We start from the raw sequence: 14,943 nt of genomic DNA, 5'->3' as shown, positions 1-14,943 counted from the left end.
AGGGCGGCGACGTGTACCAGCCCTTGTTCCTTACGTCCTCCTGATGATATTTTCGCAAAAAAAGCCCCCGCCTGGGTGGTTCCCAAGCGGGGTTTAGGTGAAATTATGTGAAATGTAGTTTTTGAGCTGTGCTTTCAACTTTGCGGAGAATCCGTTTGAGTCGATAAGAGATGGTTGACCGCTCCCAGCCGAACTCCGCTGCAATGTCGATCTGCGGGACTTGGTCGATCAGGTAGCGCCGGGCAATGTCCGTATCGTCGTTCCCAAGATTAGCTTCCCGGATGGCCGTCTCCATCTCGGAGCGCATAAGGCCATCCAGGCTATCCGGTAATCTGACACGGGCAGTTGCCACAGTTTCACGTCCTTTCGATCAGCTCCCAAAGCCGATGCAACATCGTGCACATCTGCTGCCGGGTAACGGGCTGGGAGAGCATCAGGTCTCCCTCGCTGTTGCCCGTCAGGATGCCGTTCTTTACGGCCCATTCCACGCCCTCCTTGTGGGCGCCGCTGGGTGTATTGTCCATGATCTTGACCTCCAGTCTCTTCTTGAACTCTGCCCACTTCTGGGCGTTCACCAAGTACGACGGGCAGTGCTTCCCAGTCACGTCAAAGTGACGGTACACGTTCTCAATGGGGATGTGATACTTCTCCATCAGCTCCCGGCCCAGAGCGGCAGCGTTGGCAAGGGTTGCCTCGCTGGCCTGATAGACACCGTTCCGGATGGTGTCACACATCTCAATGCTGATAGAGTTGGTATTGGTGATGACGCCGTACATGGTGCCGCCGCCAGTCTTGTCGGCGTTGGCGTACTTGCTGCCGCCGACGGACCACGCAATCTTCAGATCGGGGACGGACAGATATACGGTGGTATCGTCCACAAAGTAATGGGCACTGGCCTTGACGATGTTCCGCTGGAAGTACGCGGCGTTGTTTGCCGCCTTGTCCCCGTCATTCCCGGTGTAGTGGTACACCAGATACCGGATTTGGCTGGCATTCCGGGAACCGCCATAGTTCCCGGAGTTCGCCAGCTGCTCCTTTATCGTGTAGCTCATTTACTGTCACTTCCCAGCTGCTTGATTACCTGGTTGGCTCCGGTAGCAGCCAGACCGCTCACAATGCCCACAGCCGCCGCAGTGATGTAGTCCGTGGCCGGGAAGTCCGGCATAAGGAACATACCTACCACACCCAGCACAGCACCGCAGACACCGCAAATGATAGGGATGAACTTGCTGTCCAGAGAGGACGCTTTCACGCCCTGCCCAATCAGCAGGCAGATGACGGTGATAGCCGCCACTCCGGTGATGCCAAGAGAGGAAATGTCCATATCAGACCTCCCGATTACACTCGGATGGCCTTGACGGCATAACCGTCTGCATCATAGGTCACATCAAACTTTCCGCGCTTGGTATTCTGGCGAACCACTTGTCCGGCAAGCGCCTGATTTCGGCCCATGTCTACCTTGTCCGGAAGAGGCTCCTTTTCCTCGCCGGGAAGGAATCCCTCCGCCATCTCTGCCTCGGTCCATCCGCCATCGGGGTTCTTTTCGGGGTTCAGGGAGAATCCGGCGCCAGCCTCAACCAGCAGCTTGTTGGCATCCTCCACAGTAATCTTGCCGCTCTTGAAGTCATCGATGATGTTATTGATGGTCTTGTTCATGATTGGTAGCTCCTTTCAAATTTCCGGCTTGACCGCCGGTTGATGATGATGTAAGATGCAGGTGTGCCCCCCTCCTTATTGATGTGGTTTTACTTTTTTCCATATCGGGGCACTCGCGGCGCTCCTTCGGGGGCGTCGCTTTTTTACAGCCCAATGCGGGCCAAAACAAACGCAATCACAGCCGCCAGAACCGCCCACACGGACTTGTCCACGATGGCCTCCCACCGCTTTTTCGGCTTGGCCTGCTCGGCCTCCTGCCATGAGATCAGCCGGTCCAGCTTCTCCATGATATTGTCGTACTGCTCATTCCGGGCGGCCTCCGCCTTTTCCAGTTCCCGCATCCGGTTAAAGAGTTCTTTGTGGGTGTTGCGGGACGCCTCCCGCCATTCCGACATCTGCTTTTCCAGCATGTTGGCTTTCTGGAGGCCCAGGCAATCCCTTTGCGGGTCCAGGATGCACTTCTCGTCCATTTTACTCTGCCGCCTCCGCAGTCAGCATCTTACTGAGGGCGCTGTATTCCTCCGGGGTCAGCCTGTCGGCGGCGAGATACACGTCCATCTTCTCCTGAAGGCCGTCAGTGCGGCCCCGGTCAATCAGCAGCTTGCAAAGATTGTATACAGTTGTCATGGTCCTGCTCCTTTCCTGTCATACAGTGGTTGTGGTGAGTTCCAACATACACAGGCGTTCCTCATGGTCTGCCAGCATATCAAGAGTAATGTCCTCGGCTCCCGGTTCCGGCTCCGGCTGTCCATCGTCCTCCACGGTAATCTGCCCTTGGTATGCCTCCGCCTGGGCGATGGCGTAAGCCTCCTCTGTATAGGACACAACAACAGCAGTTAACACCGTCTCGATGTCCGGTTCCTCAGGGGTGCCGTGGTTGATCTCTGTTGCCAACTGATATTTGATGATCTTCATGGTGCCCTCCTTAATCCGTGGTTTTGGTGTACTTGATAATCGCAACAGTATTTAATTTAGATGATGTTGCTGCACTACTAAAACTTCCATTTGTATCAATCCCGACACGAGAAGTTGTTGCATATATTGAATCAACACCACCGCTCCCGACAAGATTTATAGGTCCACTAAATCCGCTGCATTCAACGCATGACTCAAAATCAGATATACCATGCTCCACACTTTTAGAAGTATTATTTTCTAGCAGCCCGAGACTCACCGCCTTGATGTGTATCGGCTTGCCGTTGTACCGCTCCACGGTGCGGTACTCGACGCCCAACTGCATGGGGGGATGCTCCCACTCAAACGGCTGCCAAGCAGACGGGTCTGACGATGATTTTTTTAATTTTATCATCCGCCATCCGCACAGCCCCGTGTCTGCACTGCCGATATTGGATAGCACTGCATAGTTGGCGTCGCCCTTATATAAGAGCGATATCGTAGTACCCGCTTTGCCGTACACCGCAGGCGGATAGGCCAGCACCAGTTTTGCGGTCTTGTCAGGCATCCCGTCCAGTACGGCGTCTACCTTGGCGCAGTATGTCTCATAGGATTCTCCTGCGCTGGTAGTTTCAATGCTCTGCACCGCATCCCCAAAGCCAAACCCGCCAGGAGCCAGACTTTCTGTCCCACGCACACACTCCAGCAGTGTCAGCGGGAAAATGTTCTTCCCATTCTGTTGCAGTTGAGCCGTGCTGCCGGTATTGGCAAACGTCGGCGCCGTCTTGGTATACGTCCACGATCTCGTCACCGTTACCACGCCGCTTCCGGGATTGGTGGATGCCGTGATCTTGATCGTGCCGCTGCCGGTCGGCAGGTCCATCACGGGGATTTTGATGGTGGCACCGTTTGTTGCCGTGAACGTTCGGGTAGTTCGTCCAGCAGATTCCGTAACCGTCAAAGCACTGGTTCCGCTGGAGGACACCGAATACTGCACATCATTTGTGAGAGTGCCCAAGCTGCCGTCGGACCCGGAAATTACCAGAACGGAAACAGGAACTACATCAACAAGGGAACTGATTGTATATTCGCCATATTTTCCATTGGCGCCAGACTTTACCCGATACTGAACCGATTCCCAGGTCCCGGCAGTTTCAGAAAAAGTCAAATCGGCTCCAGAATACACCTGCACCCAGTCAGCGTCCGTGTTTGCTTTGCGCTCCAGAATGTAGCCGTCAGCGCCGTCCACAGCAGGCCAGGAGACTGCAAGCTGTTTGCCCTGCATAGCTTGAACAGGGACAGTTATCGCATGTGGAGGAGCAGACGCCAGAGAGAGTGTCCCATCGTCAGTTACGCTCAATGTGGAAGGGACGGTAAAAGCGGGGCGGCTGCCAGCTTCTGCAGTAACGCCAGTCGAATCAGAACTTCCACCTGCATATACAAAAAAGGCAGATGTGAGATAAGATGTATTTGGTGTTCGAGTCCATTGCGAATTCGTTTCCCCGTTCAAAAAAGCTTTTTGCAAAATCGATGCGATAGGAAGAATATTTCCCTCAAAATTTGCATCAGCCGGGAGCGTAAATCCAAGCTCTGTTCTGGAAAGTTGAAAAATCGCTCGTTCTAACGTGCTTAATGTTTTATCTCCGTAACCAATGGTATATTGAAATTTTGTGGTCCCAATTACCGTCAGAAAATCAGAGTCCAGAAGATTCTTGTAATCGCTGTTGAGCCAGCTATCAAGTGCGCTAGAGGCGTATGTATTTACCTGAATGTTATTCCACACCCGATTATCATAGCATTCCTTCCGCACTAACAGCGTCCGCCCGGCTCCGTTTAAACCGCTCTCATAATCATGCTTCGCCACATAGAATTCCACCGGGGAACCATTCTCATTGAGCTTTACCAGTGTGCCGACGGCCACCTGTCCTAACTGCTGTGCCATTTAAACACCTCCGTTGTAGGTTACTTGGATTTGAGGGGTCAGAATGGACGTAAAGAACGATGGGGCCATCTTTTCAACGGTGATTGTTCTATCCGGAATCTGCCCCAGGACAAGCCCTTCCAATTCATCACGGCCAGCCTTTTCGGAGTCAATCTGCGGTGTCAGCGTCTCATTCAAAAACTGTTTGATGGCCTGACCGCCCTCGTCAAATTTGCCTTTCAGCTCCGCAGCCGTCAGGCCGCCCACGTCGTTCGGTTCATCGTCCAGAGCGGAGATGATCGCCATGTCCTTCTCAAATTTCGACAGAGCCATGTATCAGGCCCCCCTTTCCTGCGGAACTTCTCCCGTCTGGTTGATAACCCGCTGCAACGCCCCATATCCGGCGCCGCCCCGCAGCGGTGGATTTTCCTGCCCGGCAGGCGCGGGGCCTCCCCCATTCCCGGAGTTGCCGCCTGCGCCGCCCATCGCCATTGCCATCTGCCGCTGCTGGTCTGCCTGTAATACCGCAATCAACGTCTCCCGGTCTGTGATCTGACCGGCAGGCAGGCGCTTCAAATACTCCACTGTGGAAATCTTGCCCTGCATCAGCAAATTGTCCAGCGTCTGCATAGAGGCGATTTCGGACCAGTAAGAGGATGCTCCCACATCCAGGTCCACGGTAAAGTAGTAGTCCTTCAGGCTGGAAAAATCGAACGGAGCTAAGACCTTCCCATTAGACCCCGGCATGGTGAACATCACACGGTTGCCACCTAGAGCTGTCTGGTCAACAGGAATCTCCACGTAGCGGTCCCCGTAATACTCGCCCATAAACTCCATGTAAATCCTGCCCTGGTCTTCAATGGCCTGCAGCAGCGTTTGCTTTGTCAGCTCCATAGGAGTCGCCGCCGCCCGCTGCAGGGCAATGATAGCGGAGGTGTTGTCGGGCCGTGTATCGCCAAGGGCCACGTCGGAAGCGCCCAGAAACCGCTGGGTGTAGGAGATTGCCAAGTCAATGAATTGGCTGATCTGCGGAGAGATGGTGGCCGGGTCGATGATTTTCGCCACATTCTCCACGCTGCCGTTGACGGCGATGGCCGCGCCCACCCGGTTGCTCCACTTGGCGACCTTCGTCTTGTCGAAGATGATCTTGGGATATGCCAGCATCATCAGAGAGATCATGGACATGGCAAACAGTTTGTTTACGAAAATCTGGTTCGGAATGAGCCCTGTAATCATGGCCTGCCCATGGTAGCAGTCCTGTACAAAGTCCCAGGACATCCAGGAGATGGGATACAGCTTGATTCCAAGGTCCCATTCGGGCTTGATCTCTTGATTCTGCGTGCATTCATAACCATGGATGGTTCCGCTCTCGTCATCCCGCCACAGCCGCAGCAGAACCGTAACTTTATTTCCGCCCAGCTCGTCCATGCGGCTATCCCCGCTCTGCTTGCTGTCAGCAGTGATGCTGTCCGCATCATCCTCCCTGACGCCGTTTGCGATTGCCCGCTTCTTGGCCTCAGAAACCAGCATCCGGCGTTCAATCATGATATAGGGCTGACTCTGAACGTCTCGGCTGTTGGGGTTTCCAAACAGCACCTGTGTGTTCATCAAAACTTCCGTTTTGATTGCGCCCTTGCTTGGCTGCCCTGTCTCTACATCAGGGTCCCAATAGGTGTACAAGCAGCCGTCCCCATCCACCGCGGCGTTCCTGGCAAACTCGCGGATACAGGCCCCCATTTTGTTGAACTCGAAAATAGACTGGAATTGGTCATTCAAGAGGTCTGTCAAAATCTCTGCATCCTGACCTGTCAGTTTTCCGTTGGAGGGCAGCGGTTTTGCGTGGAGCTTCAGGTTGTCTGTAGACACATTCGCCACGGAAAACAAAACGACACGTTTCAGGAAATTGAAAACAGGAGTAGGCAGGCCATTGCTATGTACTCCCTCCCACTGCTTGCCAATGAAAAAGTTCTCATTGACATTCACGCAGTCATACAGCTGAATTCCCTGATTAAACTGGACCCCAGCCTGATACTCCGCAGACACCTTCTGAGGTGTCGGATCAAACTTCTTCATTGCTCAACTCCTTACTTCACGTTCCCGGCATACCGCAGTTGAATGTCCGTCTCCAGAACAGTCGCCGTCGCGGATGCGCTCTTGCTCTTGAAAATCAGCTTGTAGAAAGTCGCCTTCTTCACCTTCAGCTTCAACCGGTCCACTTGGGGTTTCCGGTTGGTTCGGAAGGACCAATGGCGGAAATCCGCATGGGTAAAGGTCGCCAAGCTGGATGCCACAACCTTCTCCGGGTAATCACTCCTCCGGTTACTCTGTGCCGTCACTGTGATCCGGGCGTTGGTTTCCGGCTGGATTGCAACGAACAGCATAGGGGAGTATTTCAGCAGCCAGTCCTTGTCAAAGTCCATGGAGCCTGTGGCGGCATAGGCATCGATCTCTTCTGTATCATCATTTCGATACTGCCGGGACAGATGCTTGATTTTTCCATCCTCCGTGATGCCGTAGGTGTCATCCTCCACATCCACCATCTGCTGGAACGGCATATTGGTGTAGTAATACCAGCTGTCATTTGCGTAGTTCAGAATGACGGCGTTTCCATTCCACAAAAACCAGTATTCGTGCTCCCGCTTTCTGTTGAAGGTTCTGACCTCCGAAAGCGCCCAACCGCTGATCGTGGCCGCGATCCGGTCTGAAATGCGCCGTGCATTCTGCTCATTGTCCGTGATATTCCCGGTACTGGACGTAGACCGCCACTGGTAGATGCTGCTGCCGTCCAGTGTCAGCGGATTGTTTTCCAGTAACCGCACCTGTCCGGGAGCGTCATTCCCGATCTGCCGGTTGACCGGCAGCACATAAAATCCGGGCGTGGTGATTCCGGTGTCCAGCGTCACGGTGCTGTAGGTGATCGACCATGCGCTGTCCCGCTTGAAGGCCAGCAGCCGGGCATAATGCCGCACAAGAGCGGTCAGCGGCGTGTTGCTGTCCCCGATGGCCGCCTCGTATAGGTCCGGGAAATAATCCGCCGACGCGAGGCCGGTGTCTCCGTTGATTCCGCTGTAGATGGTCCGGTTTGTCCCATCTCCATACAGGAACACACGGGTATCGTTGGAGCCGTTGTAGAGCTCAGAGAAGTGCATCCCAGTCACATCGCCACGGGCGCCATCGCCTTTCTTGTAGGTGATGGTCACAGTATTCGTCCCCTTGGCCGGGGCTGTGTTGAAGGTCACTTTTCCAGCCGCGGTGTCGGCGGTATACTGCACATCCGTCCCCTCTACCGCGGTCACACTGTCGATCTCTTTCTCCGGCAGGAAAAAATCTTTCGCCTCGCCGTCCGGGGAGAAGCGTACACGCCGCAGCCCCGTCAGCCGGTTCACATTCTCCAGCTGTGTTCCGCTGCCCTCCGGCGTGGTTGCTGTCTGTACCAGCGGGATATAGCCTTCCACATCCTGAAAGGTCTCCTCTGATTCTCCAGTCCAGCTCTTGTACTCATGGCCGTTCAGCAGATAAACCTTCTCGTCAAAGCCGAAAAAGGAGGTCTTGTCCTGGGTACAGGTCCCTACTGCCTTTACACTCTCCAGCAGAATGTCCACATCGAAGATCACACCGCCAAATGCGCACAGCAGATGGTATTCCCCTCCCACCATGCCATACCAGCAGCCGCAGAATACCGGGTGCTCTTCCACGCCTTCTTCCTGGCTGTCCGCCCAGCTATCCCAGGCAGAGCGAAGGGCAAGAACCGTCTGCGTACCTGGACGGATTTGGAGATGGCCGTCCCTGGTAATGGCAAAGTTCCGCATCTCAGAGAGCTCTCCAACTCTGATTTTGGTGTCGCCGTCCTGGTTTTCGTTCAACCCCAGAAACTCCTTGATTTTCAGAATGGTTAGATTGTTCGATGTGGAAATGCTTGCCACAGGTCAGTCACCCCCTCCATAGGTCAGATAATCGTCTGTCATTTCTCCGCCGGTCATCTCGTCGTCGTAGTCCGTCATCCCGGCGCTATCGAAGTCCTCCACTTTCGGCGGTGCGGGCTTCTCCGCGCTCAGTGTCCGGGTAACACAAAAATAACGGCAGGCATCGCAGATGTGGGTGATCTCATGGGGTTCCGTGGCACAGTCCGACGGGTTTTTGTCGTCGTGCTGGATGGCCGGAAGATTCGTGCAAAGCCCCTTGCAGTCCTGCGTCACCAGCAGGCCCGGCCGGTCCTTTTCGCTGTTCAGTGGTTTCAGCATCTCCTTGACTGCCATCCAGCCCTGCACACGGTTGTTGCTGGCCCGAATGATGCCAACGCCATTTTCCATGAACAGCTCTGCCATGCTCTTTCCGCTGTCCTTCTGCCGGTTCCACATATCCGGCGGCGCCGCCGTAAACTCGATCTGCTCCCAAGACGGCGTCAGGTCCAGCATCAGCTTTGCCGCCTCGGATACAATGATGCCGCTCTTCTGTACCTCGCGATACACATAGCAGCGCCCATCGAAATCAACAGCAATCCAGAGGCAGGCAAACATATCCAGGCCATAGTCGAACGCCCGGTACTTCTTCCACTCCGCAGGAATCCTCCAGAACGGTTTGATAATATGAGTCTCCGCCCGGAACTCCGGGAAGAATGTTCCGGCCAGAGCGTCCCAATCGCCATACCGCCAGGCCGCGCGCACATCATCCGGCAGCAAGTCCAGCATCTGCACATACTCTGGGGACGCCTCCAGCAGCTGGGGATTATCATCCACCGTGGCGTGAATGAAGGTATAGTCCTCTGCTTTTTCTCCGTTCTGATACTGGCGAGAGATAAACAGGCGTTTGACCCACATGTGCCCAACTCCGCCGGGGTTACAGGTCAGGTACATCCGGCGTGGAAACTTCGTAGCACCGCGCAGACAGGCGCCCAGTGTTCGGAACTGGTATTCCGTGAATTGTGTCGCCTCGTCCATGAAAATCCAGTCGTATTCCTGGCCCTGATATTCCACATCGTCCCCGCTGCTATAATGTCCGAACTTGATAACACTTCCGTTGGAGAAGAAAAACATGTGCATGGTGGCGTTATATGCTGCGATCTCTGCCGGAATCAGCTTCCGCATGGGCAGGATCATCGTCTGCTCCAGTTCCGGATATTCTTTTCGGACAATCAAAATCCGGATTCCCGGATAGGTCATCGCACCGCCAATCGCTTTAATCCGCACAACATGGCTCTTTCCGCCGCCGCGGGCGCCGCCGTATCCAACATAGCGAGACCGCGCCTGACAGAACTGCTTCTGCTTTGGGTTCAAATCTCCCAGAGCCAGATTGACGGCTCCGCTGTTGTTTCGTGCTTTCTTGTTTGCCATGCGCTCACCTTTCAGGGAATGACTAGGGGAATAGGCCCCTTGCGGGGGCCTATATTGCTTACTCGTATGCCTTGTCGGCTTCCATGCCGCAGCAGCCGTCCTTGATCTGGATGCACCGCATAACTTGGCCGGAAGTCAGCGTCACGCCGCTGGAGGGATAGGTCTCAGCAGTAGAGCTGTACCGGGGGTTGGTCCCGTCCACCGTGTACTTGTACACATTGCTGCCCGGTTCGGAAATCGTGACTTTGTGCGCAGAGATGGACAGTGTGGGAGCCGACAGAACAGCCGCGTTACTGCCGCACACTGCAACGCCGTCGCCCTTGGTTGCCAGGATGAAGCTGTCGTAGTAGGTGACGCCCTGCACCACAGGACCGGCATAGCCCTGTACCTTGGGCAGCACGTCATACTGCTGCAGCTTTACGGGGTCCACACTGGATCCCTTGTACTTGATTAGGAAGTACACGCCGGAGGGCAGATAGCTCTTGGGAATGGTGACGACTTTCGTTCCGTCCACTTCACCCACAACGCCTTTTGCCAGCGCCTTGGTGCCCAGGCCCTCCAGATTGATGAAGTCCGGGTTCTGCTTCAGCAGCTTGTAATACTCCGTGGGGATATACAGTGTCCGGTTCTCCACCGGGACAAAGGCGTCCGTCATCTGGGCGTTGACATCGATGATGTACTCCACAATGGTGCTCTTGGTAGGCGCTGCGGAGGGCTGATACTGGATGTTGGCGCCCTCACACCACTTTCTCAGCCGGTACTTATCCATGTTGGGGATAGTGACCTCGTCCAGCTGACGCCGCAGGGACTTTCCCGCTGACTTCTCGATGGCCTGATCGCTGTTATCCAGAGGCTCAATGACAAATGTAAAGGCAGGCGCCTTGTTCATCGTCATCTCCTGGATCGTGTCGCCCAGGTTCTTCGGGGTGCCAAACCGGTTGCCATCTGCAGTCCGGTTATAATCGGTCTCCGGCACAGTATCCACGGAGTAGACACGGATGGTCTTGGCTCCTACAAAGGAATATTCGTGGCCCGCGGCGGAGTCCGTGATGGATGCCTTGTGAAATCTCTCTGCGATTTTGTCTGCGTATTTGACTGTGTAATTAACTGCCATGTGGCCCTCTCTTTCTTTTCACCAGATGCGAGAAGGCCCCTGAAATCAGGAATCCCAGCCATCCAGGAACGGGTCCTTGTTCTTGTTGTCCGCACCGGCAGACTTCATGCTGCCAGTGGACCGCTCCGTATTTTTCTGGTTCTGCTTGATGGCAGAAGCATTGTGTTCTGCCTTGGCGGCCTGCTCATTCGCCCGTGCCACCTGCCATCTGGCATAACTGGCAACCAGGGAAAGGCCGCTTTTCACGCCGTCCCATACCTCTTTCGGAATTCCATTCGGGTCCTTTGCCGCATCCGGAAATGTCTTTTGAAACTCTTGAATATCCGCCATCCTGCGCTGCTCCGCGGACTGCTTCTGAGCCTCGGCGTCCCGCTGCTCCTTCTGCCTCTCCGCTTCAGCAGCTTCCTTGGCGGCTACGGTTGCCTCACGGTCCTCCAGCTCCACAGCCCTTTTGGCCTCTTCTGCATTCAGGCCTTCGGCTCTCTTAGCTTCCTGGCGGATGTGGGCAATATAGTCCGTGGTGTTCATGCCTGCCTTGTTCGCAAACTGGCTGAACAGGTCCATCACAGGCCGGAATTCCTCATACTTGCCGTGAATCCGGTCATAGTCCAGGCCCTTTTGGGCAAGGGCCGTCAGTTCCTGTTCGTTGACTGTCTTGTCCTCGCCTAAATGGCGCAGCGTCCAGGTTTTCGGTGTGGTCTCCGGTTCCTGGGCCTCCGGTGCCTCCTGCTTCTCCGGTTCAACGCTTTCGCCCGGTTTGGCGTCAGTGTTTTCGTTGCCAGCAGCAGGTGTTTCCGGCGCCTTTTGCTCTTCATCAGCAGGTGTTTCTTCATGCTTCGGCTCCTGTTCTTCCGGCTGGTCTGCCGGGCTTTCCAGAGTCTCCGCCCCGTCGAATCCATCCATGAAGGAGTCAACCGTGGTCTCGGTCTCCTGCTCCAAACCGGTGGTATTCTCTTCCATTGGTTCCTTCTTTCCCCGCCTGGTCTGGCGGCGTGTATTTCAAGCGTCCGTGGTCTCGGGCGTCTTGCTCAGAAAAAACAAAAAAGACGCCAAAGCCGGGATCATTCCCAGCTCTGGCGTCTTGCGCTCTAGCTTGTTATTTCATTTTGAACTCCGGCAAATTTCCGGTGATCTCCTGCCCCATGAAGATTGTGGGCCACCACTCCCGCCTGCACTTGCGGCAGTATACCGGCGTCCCATACAGAACCGTGTTTCCCGTCACCTTCTGGATACCCTTATGGCATTTGGGGCAGGTGTACCATCCATGTACTACCATTGGCCGAACCACCCGTATTCAATGCCGCCCCAGCGAGAAAGGTAGTTGTCTCCACCGCCTCCGCCGTACACATCCTCCACGCTCTCGATGCCGGAGGATGGCAGACGGCTTTTGGCCGTGTTCAGATTCTCCAGGTATGTCTGCCAGAAGAAGTTCGCCTGTGTGGGGTTCTCTTCCGTCAGCAGCAATCCGGCCAACCCATAGGACAGAACGTTCCGGCAGATGTAGTCATCGAGGTCCAGGTAGTCATCCAGAGACGTCACACTGACCAGAGATGGTCGGGTTTTCGTCCCATCCGACAGGTCCGGATACGTGTCACTGTAAGGATAGACCTGATCCAGCAGCGTGTTCAGGATGTTTGGCGTCCGAAGCGCATATTCGTTCGTATCTGTTGTACGGGTCGCGCCTGTGGACTCGTTCTGCGCATCCATCAAATGGATCGCCATATCAAAAACATCCTGCACAGATGCCATTACAGACCTCCTACATCAAAGCCATCTTTGCCATTGACTGAAAATGTCATCAGGTTTTGGATGCCCTCGTCGATCTCCTTGGACCGGCGCTGCTCGTCCCTGTCATCTTCTGCCTGCGGGTCCGGATTCTTCTTCGCCGCCGCTTCCTGCCGCTCCCCTCCATTTGTGAAGGAGCCGACCTTTACCCCGGTCAGGGCAACCACAGCACCAAACAGGAAACACGCCAAATACTCCATCATGCGAAATCACTCGCCTCCATGTTCTTTCCCATCTGGACACTGACTTTCACTTCTGCATTGGCTTCCACCTTGTCCTGATATCCGCCGTACCGCTTCTGTTTCAGCGCAAAGATCGGCATCGGGGCTTTCGGATTCCGGTACGCCATCTGAACAGCAGCGGCGGACATCCGCATGTAGGCCATCTGGATTGTCTCCTGCAGGTATTCGCAGCGGCGGCCATTGTACCAGTTATCCAGCGTCATGAGTGAAACACCCAAGTACACGCCAAGAGAAAATTCCTCGGGGACATCGCCGCGCTCCTCACACTCTGCAAAGTAAGCGTCCAGCTTTTCCTGCAGTTCCTCCGCAGTTGCATATTTTGCCCCCGCTCCCGTCCGCTTCTCCGCTTCCGGCTCCCCAGCCGCTTTTTTCGCTCTCGGCATGTCCTCACCGCCTTGTATCAAAATCGCCCCACCGCTGCTCTCTCCACGTAGGAACGCAGCCGTCAACACAAGCGGTAGGGCAACCGCACCGCATATCGGCTTCGATTGCGAAACTCTGGTGCGGTCCCCCAGTTTCTAGTCCCCATTATAAGCCCCGCGGTCAGGGCAGGGCTGGAGGAACACCCTGCCCGCCGCAGGTGAGAAAAGAAGATGGTAGGCTTTCGCCTATCTATACTCTACCACAGATCGCTTCCAAATCGTTCAGCATATTTTATGCACCCCTGTTTTGTACCCGATAATAGTATTTTAAGGCCGGATTTCAGAACATATCCCACCCGTTTTTCCGGTATCCCCCTGACCTGTAGAGAGTTGAGGGGATGTAGGAAATATAACCTATGCCGTTCCCAGCGAGGCCGCCCGTTTTTCCGCTACCCCTCCCCCCTTGTTATCCATCATCTACAGCCCCGGCCGCATGCCCCCAGGCCAGCCACGCCCACGCAGGCCGCGGGTCGGAGCCATGATGCACACGCAGCCAGGGCGGCCAACCGACACAAAAATTACACAGAAAACCACAAAACCATTGCAAACACTAGATTTGCATTTAAACAAATAGTTAATTCCCAGTTTTCCGAATTGCGTCCTTGTTATTTTTCTATCAATTTAATTCAATTTTTTTAAGTATTTCCAAACGGCTCTTTCTTGTACAAAATCCCCTTGCTCTTCTTATTGCCTCATTGTCTGCCCATGAAAACCACCTGATTTAATAATCAATACAGATACAGTACAGATCAGATAAAATACAGAGATAATAATTAAACTCCCCTACGGGGAGTTATATAATAATATAATAATATAATAATTAAAATACCAGGTACAAGAAGTACCTGGTATTTCTGTATAGATACAGTAAAGATAATTAAAACGGCTGCTCTGCTGGCTTCGTCATGCCCATGACTTCTTCAAAGCCACCATCAGGAGACCAGAGAAAACAACGAATGCCCTTTGCAGAAAGTGCGCCCATGATAACAAGCTGGTTCTGTTTCAGTGTGCAATTTTTGCTTGGTTTCACCTCTACAGCGCACACCTGATCCCCTTTGACGCAGAAGAAGTCCGGCCATCCTCGTTTGGTTGGCGTCCACCCATTGTCCTGCAAAAGTTTGAAACATTCTGCCTCTGCCTTGTTTGACGGCATTCTGACGCCGGAAACATCCTCCGCCATGGAGCCTCCGCCCTGTGTCCCAACCTGATAAACCAGTTCCCCGAACTCGTTGTATTGTCTTGCTTTGCGTTCCCTCATCCAAACAGCTCCTTACTCACCAACTCTAAAAGCCAAGAATTAACAGACATTCCAGCAATTCTGGCCGCCTCCTTGATCTGAGCTTTTGTCGGGCCCTTCCGCGGGTCTTTTGGCGTCATAAGTATGATTCTTTCTTGGTTTTCAGCCTGCCACTTATTTCTCCAATCAACTTTCTTTTCTTCCACAATTTCACCCACTTTCTTATTCTATATTATACGAATTCCCAAAAATCATGTCCATGATAAAAATACACAAATTATCATGTTCATGATTGTGGAGTTTGCCATCTTGTAATATCATGTACATGATGCTATGATTAAA

At 54.0% G+C, this 14,943-nt stretch carries 20 protein-coding genes; all 20 read right to left on the bottom strand.

Features of this window, described 5'->3' with window-relative positions; genetic code table 11:
- Window positions 1-103: 103 nt before the first annotated feature.
- The 20 genes from EIO64_RS17250 to EIO64_RS17155 all read right to left on the bottom strand — a co-directional run bounded on the left by EIO64_RS17250 (window position 104) and on the right by EIO64_RS17155 (window position 14,807).
- The gene (locus EIO64_RS17250) at window positions 104-307 is read right to left on the bottom strand and encodes a hypothetical protein (RefSeq protein ID WP_136891093.1); all 204 of its coding nucleotides are present in this window, start codon (window positions 305-307) and stop codon (window positions 104-106) included.
- A 49-nt stretch (window positions 308-356) separates the two neighbouring features.
- A complete protein-coding gene (locus tag EIO64_RS17245; protein ID WP_136891094.1) occupies window positions 357-1,052 on the bottom strand; it encodes a peptidoglycan recognition protein family protein in 696 nt (231 codons plus the stop codon).
- Window positions 1,049-1,324 carry a phage holin family protein gene (locus EIO64_RS17240; RefSeq protein WP_136891095.1) on the bottom strand — a complete coding sequence of 92 codons (276 nt, stop codon included), beginning with the start codon at window positions 1,322-1,324 and terminating at the stop codon, window positions 1,049-1,051. The genes EIO64_RS17245 and EIO64_RS17240 overlap by 4 nt, the downstream gene beginning before the upstream one ends.
- A 14-nt stretch (window positions 1,325-1,338) precedes the next feature.
- Window positions 1,339-1,656: a hypothetical protein gene (locus EIO64_RS17235; protein ID WP_136891096.1), complete on the bottom strand. Its 318-nt coding sequence runs from the start codon at window positions 1,654-1,656 to the stop codon at window positions 1,339-1,341.
- A 143-nt stretch (window positions 1,657-1,799) separates the two neighbouring features.
- Entirely contained in the window at window positions 1,800-2,126 is a 327-nt protein-coding gene (locus EIO64_RS17230) for a hypothetical protein (protein ID WP_136891097.1), read from the bottom strand.
- Window position 2,127: 1 nt separating this feature from the next.
- The gene (locus EIO64_RS17225) at window positions 2,128-2,283 is read right to left on the bottom strand and encodes a hypothetical protein (RefSeq protein ID WP_170180090.1); all 156 of its coding nucleotides are present in this window, start codon (window positions 2,281-2,283) and stop codon (window positions 2,128-2,130) included.
- Between the two features lie 18 nt (window positions 2,284-2,301).
- A complete protein-coding gene (locus tag EIO64_RS17220) occupies window positions 2,302-2,571 on the bottom strand; it encodes a hypothetical protein (RefSeq protein ID WP_249390725.1) in 270 nt (89 codons plus the stop codon).
- Window positions 2,572-2,581: 10 nt separating this feature from the next.
- On the bottom strand, window positions 2,582-4,492 hold the full coding sequence (locus EIO64_RS17215) for a DUF6273 domain-containing protein (RefSeq protein ID WP_136891686.1): 1,911 nt from the start codon (window positions 4,490-4,492) through the stop codon (window positions 2,582-2,584).
- On the bottom strand, window positions 4,493-4,804 hold the full coding sequence (locus EIO64_RS17210; RefSeq protein ID WP_136891685.1) for a hypothetical protein: 312 nt from the start codon (window positions 4,802-4,804) through the stop codon (window positions 4,493-4,495).
- A 3-nt stretch (window positions 4,805-4,807) separates the two neighbouring features.
- Window positions 4,808-6,544: a portal protein gene (locus EIO64_RS17205; protein WP_136891684.1), complete on the bottom strand. Its 1,737-nt coding sequence runs from the start codon at window positions 6,542-6,544 to the stop codon at window positions 4,808-4,810.
- Window positions 6,545-6,555: 11 nt separating this feature from the next.
- The gene (locus tag EIO64_RS17200; RefSeq protein ID WP_136891683.1) at window positions 6,556-8,394 is read right to left on the bottom strand and encodes a hypothetical protein; all 1,839 of its coding nucleotides are present in this window, start codon (window positions 8,392-8,394) and stop codon (window positions 6,556-6,558) included.
- A 3-nt stretch (window positions 8,395-8,397) separates the two neighbouring features.
- Entirely contained in the window at window positions 8,398-9,801 is a 1,404-nt protein-coding gene (locus EIO64_RS17195; protein WP_136891682.1) for a phage terminase large subunit, read from the bottom strand.
- A 58-nt stretch (window positions 9,802-9,859) separates the two neighbouring features.
- A complete protein-coding gene (locus EIO64_RS17190) occupies window positions 9,860-10,915 on the bottom strand; it encodes a hypothetical protein (protein WP_136891681.1) in 1,056 nt (351 codons plus the stop codon).
- 45 nt (window positions 10,916-10,960) lie between these two features.
- Window positions 10,961-11,875, bottom strand: a complete 915-nt coding sequence (locus EIO64_RS17185; protein ID WP_136891680.1) for a hypothetical protein — start codon at window positions 11,873-11,875, stop codon at window positions 10,961-10,963.
- Between the two features lie 136 nt (window positions 11,876-12,011).
- Complete coding sequence (locus EIO64_RS17180; RefSeq protein WP_136891679.1) at window positions 12,012-12,191, bottom strand: cysteine-rich KTR domain-containing protein; 180 nt, start codon at window positions 12,189-12,191, stop codon at window positions 12,012-12,014.
- Complete coding sequence (locus EIO64_RS17175) at window positions 12,185-12,664, bottom strand: hypothetical protein (RefSeq protein ID WP_136891678.1); 480 nt, start codon at window positions 12,662-12,664, stop codon at window positions 12,185-12,187. Before EIO64_RS17175 ends, EIO64_RS17180 begins: the two co-directional genes overlap by 7 nt.
- On the bottom strand, window positions 12,664-12,903 hold the full coding sequence (locus tag EIO64_RS17170; protein ID WP_136891677.1) for a hypothetical protein: 240 nt from the start codon (window positions 12,901-12,903) through the stop codon (window positions 12,664-12,666). The genes EIO64_RS17175 and EIO64_RS17170 overlap by 1 nt, the downstream gene beginning before the upstream one ends.
- A complete protein-coding gene (locus EIO64_RS17165) occupies window positions 12,900-13,325 on the bottom strand; it encodes a hypothetical protein (protein WP_136891676.1) in 426 nt (141 codons plus the stop codon). Before EIO64_RS17165 ends, EIO64_RS17170 begins: the two co-directional genes overlap by 4 nt.
- A 916-nt stretch (window positions 13,326-14,241) precedes the next feature.
- Window positions 14,242-14,622, bottom strand: a complete 381-nt coding sequence (locus EIO64_RS17160) for a hypothetical protein (protein ID WP_136891675.1) — start codon at window positions 14,620-14,622, stop codon at window positions 14,242-14,244.
- Window positions 14,619-14,807 carry a hypothetical protein gene (locus tag EIO64_RS17155; protein ID WP_136891674.1) on the bottom strand — a complete coding sequence of 63 codons (189 nt, stop codon included), beginning with the start codon at window positions 14,805-14,807 and terminating at the stop codon, window positions 14,619-14,621. The genes EIO64_RS17160 and EIO64_RS17155 overlap by 4 nt, the downstream gene beginning before the upstream one ends.
- Between the last annotated feature and the right edge of the window lie 136 nt (window positions 14,808-14,943).

Origin of the sequence: Dysosmobacter welbionis (genome assembly GCF_005121165.3) — a bacterium.
Lineage (GTDB): Bacteria > Bacillota > Clostridia > Oscillospirales > Oscillospiraceae > Oscillibacter > Oscillibacter welbionis.
Note: the sequence above shows the minus strand (reverse complement) of the source record. Positions and strands in the feature narration are given on the sequence as shown.

Excerpts from the sequence above, each read along its gene's own strand:
- EIO64_RS17250 (WP_136891093.1), bottom strand. The coding sequence starts at position 307 with ATGCGCTCCGAGATGGAGACGGCCATCCGGGAAGCTAATCTTGGGAAC.
- EIO64_RS17245 (WP_136891094.1), bottom strand. The coding sequence starts at position 1,052 with ATGAGCTACACGATAAAGGAGCAGCTGGCGAACTCCGGGAACTATGGC.
- EIO64_RS17240 (WP_136891095.1), bottom strand. The coding sequence starts at position 1,324 with ATGGACATTTCCTCTCTTGGCATCACCGGAGTGGCGGCTATCACCGTC.
- EIO64_RS17235 (WP_136891096.1), bottom strand. The coding sequence starts at position 1,656 with ATGAACAAGACCATCAATAACATCATCGATGACTTCAAGAGCGGCAAG.
- EIO64_RS17230 (WP_136891097.1), bottom strand. The coding sequence starts at position 2,126 with ATGGACGAGAAGTGCATCCTGGACCCGCAAAGGGATTGCCTGGGCCTC.
- EIO64_RS17225 (WP_170180090.1), bottom strand. The coding sequence starts at position 2,283 with ATGACAACTGTATACAATCTTTGCAAGCTGCTGATTGACCGGGGCCGC.
- EIO64_RS17220 (WP_249390725.1), bottom strand. The coding sequence starts at position 2,571 with ATGAAGATCATCAAATATCAGTTGGCAACAGAGATCAACCACGGCACC.
- EIO64_RS17215 (WP_136891686.1), bottom strand. The coding sequence starts at position 4,492 with ATGGCACAGCAGTTAGGACAGGTGGCCGTCGGCACACTGGTAAAGCTC.
- EIO64_RS17210 (WP_136891685.1), bottom strand. The coding sequence starts at position 4,804 with ATGGCTCTGTCGAAATTTGAGAAGGACATGGCGATCATCTCCGCTCTG.
- EIO64_RS17205 (WP_136891684.1), bottom strand. The coding sequence starts at position 6,544 with ATGAAGAAGTTTGATCCGACACCTCAGAAGGTGTCTGCGGAGTATCAG.
- EIO64_RS17195 (WP_136891682.1), bottom strand. The coding sequence starts at position 9,801 with ATGGCAAACAAGAAAGCACGAAACAACAGCGGAGCCGTCAATCTGGCT.
- EIO64_RS17190 (WP_136891681.1), bottom strand. The coding sequence starts at position 10,915 with ATGGCAGTTAATTACACAGTCAAATACGCAGACAAAATCGCAGAGAGA.
- EIO64_RS17185 (WP_136891680.1), bottom strand. The coding sequence starts at position 11,875 with ATGGAAGAGAATACCACCGGTTTGGAGCAGGAGACCGAGACCACGGTT.
- EIO64_RS17180 (WP_136891679.1), bottom strand. The coding sequence starts at position 12,191 with ATGGTAGTACATGGATGGTACACCTGCCCCAAATGCCATAAGGGTATC.
- EIO64_RS17175 (WP_136891678.1), bottom strand. The coding sequence starts at position 12,664 with ATGGCATCTGTGCAGGATGTTTTTGATATGGCGATCCATTTGATGGAT.
- EIO64_RS17170 (WP_136891677.1), bottom strand. The coding sequence starts at position 12,903 with ATGATGGAGTATTTGGCGTGTTTCCTGTTTGGTGCTGTGGTTGCCCTG.
- EIO64_RS17165 (WP_136891676.1), bottom strand. The coding sequence starts at position 13,325 with ATGCCGAGAGCGAAAAAAGCGGCTGGGGAGCCGGAAGCGGAGAAGCGG.
- EIO64_RS17160 (WP_136891675.1), bottom strand. The coding sequence starts at position 14,622 with ATGAGGGAACGCAAAGCAAGACAATACAACGAGTTCGGGGAACTGGTT.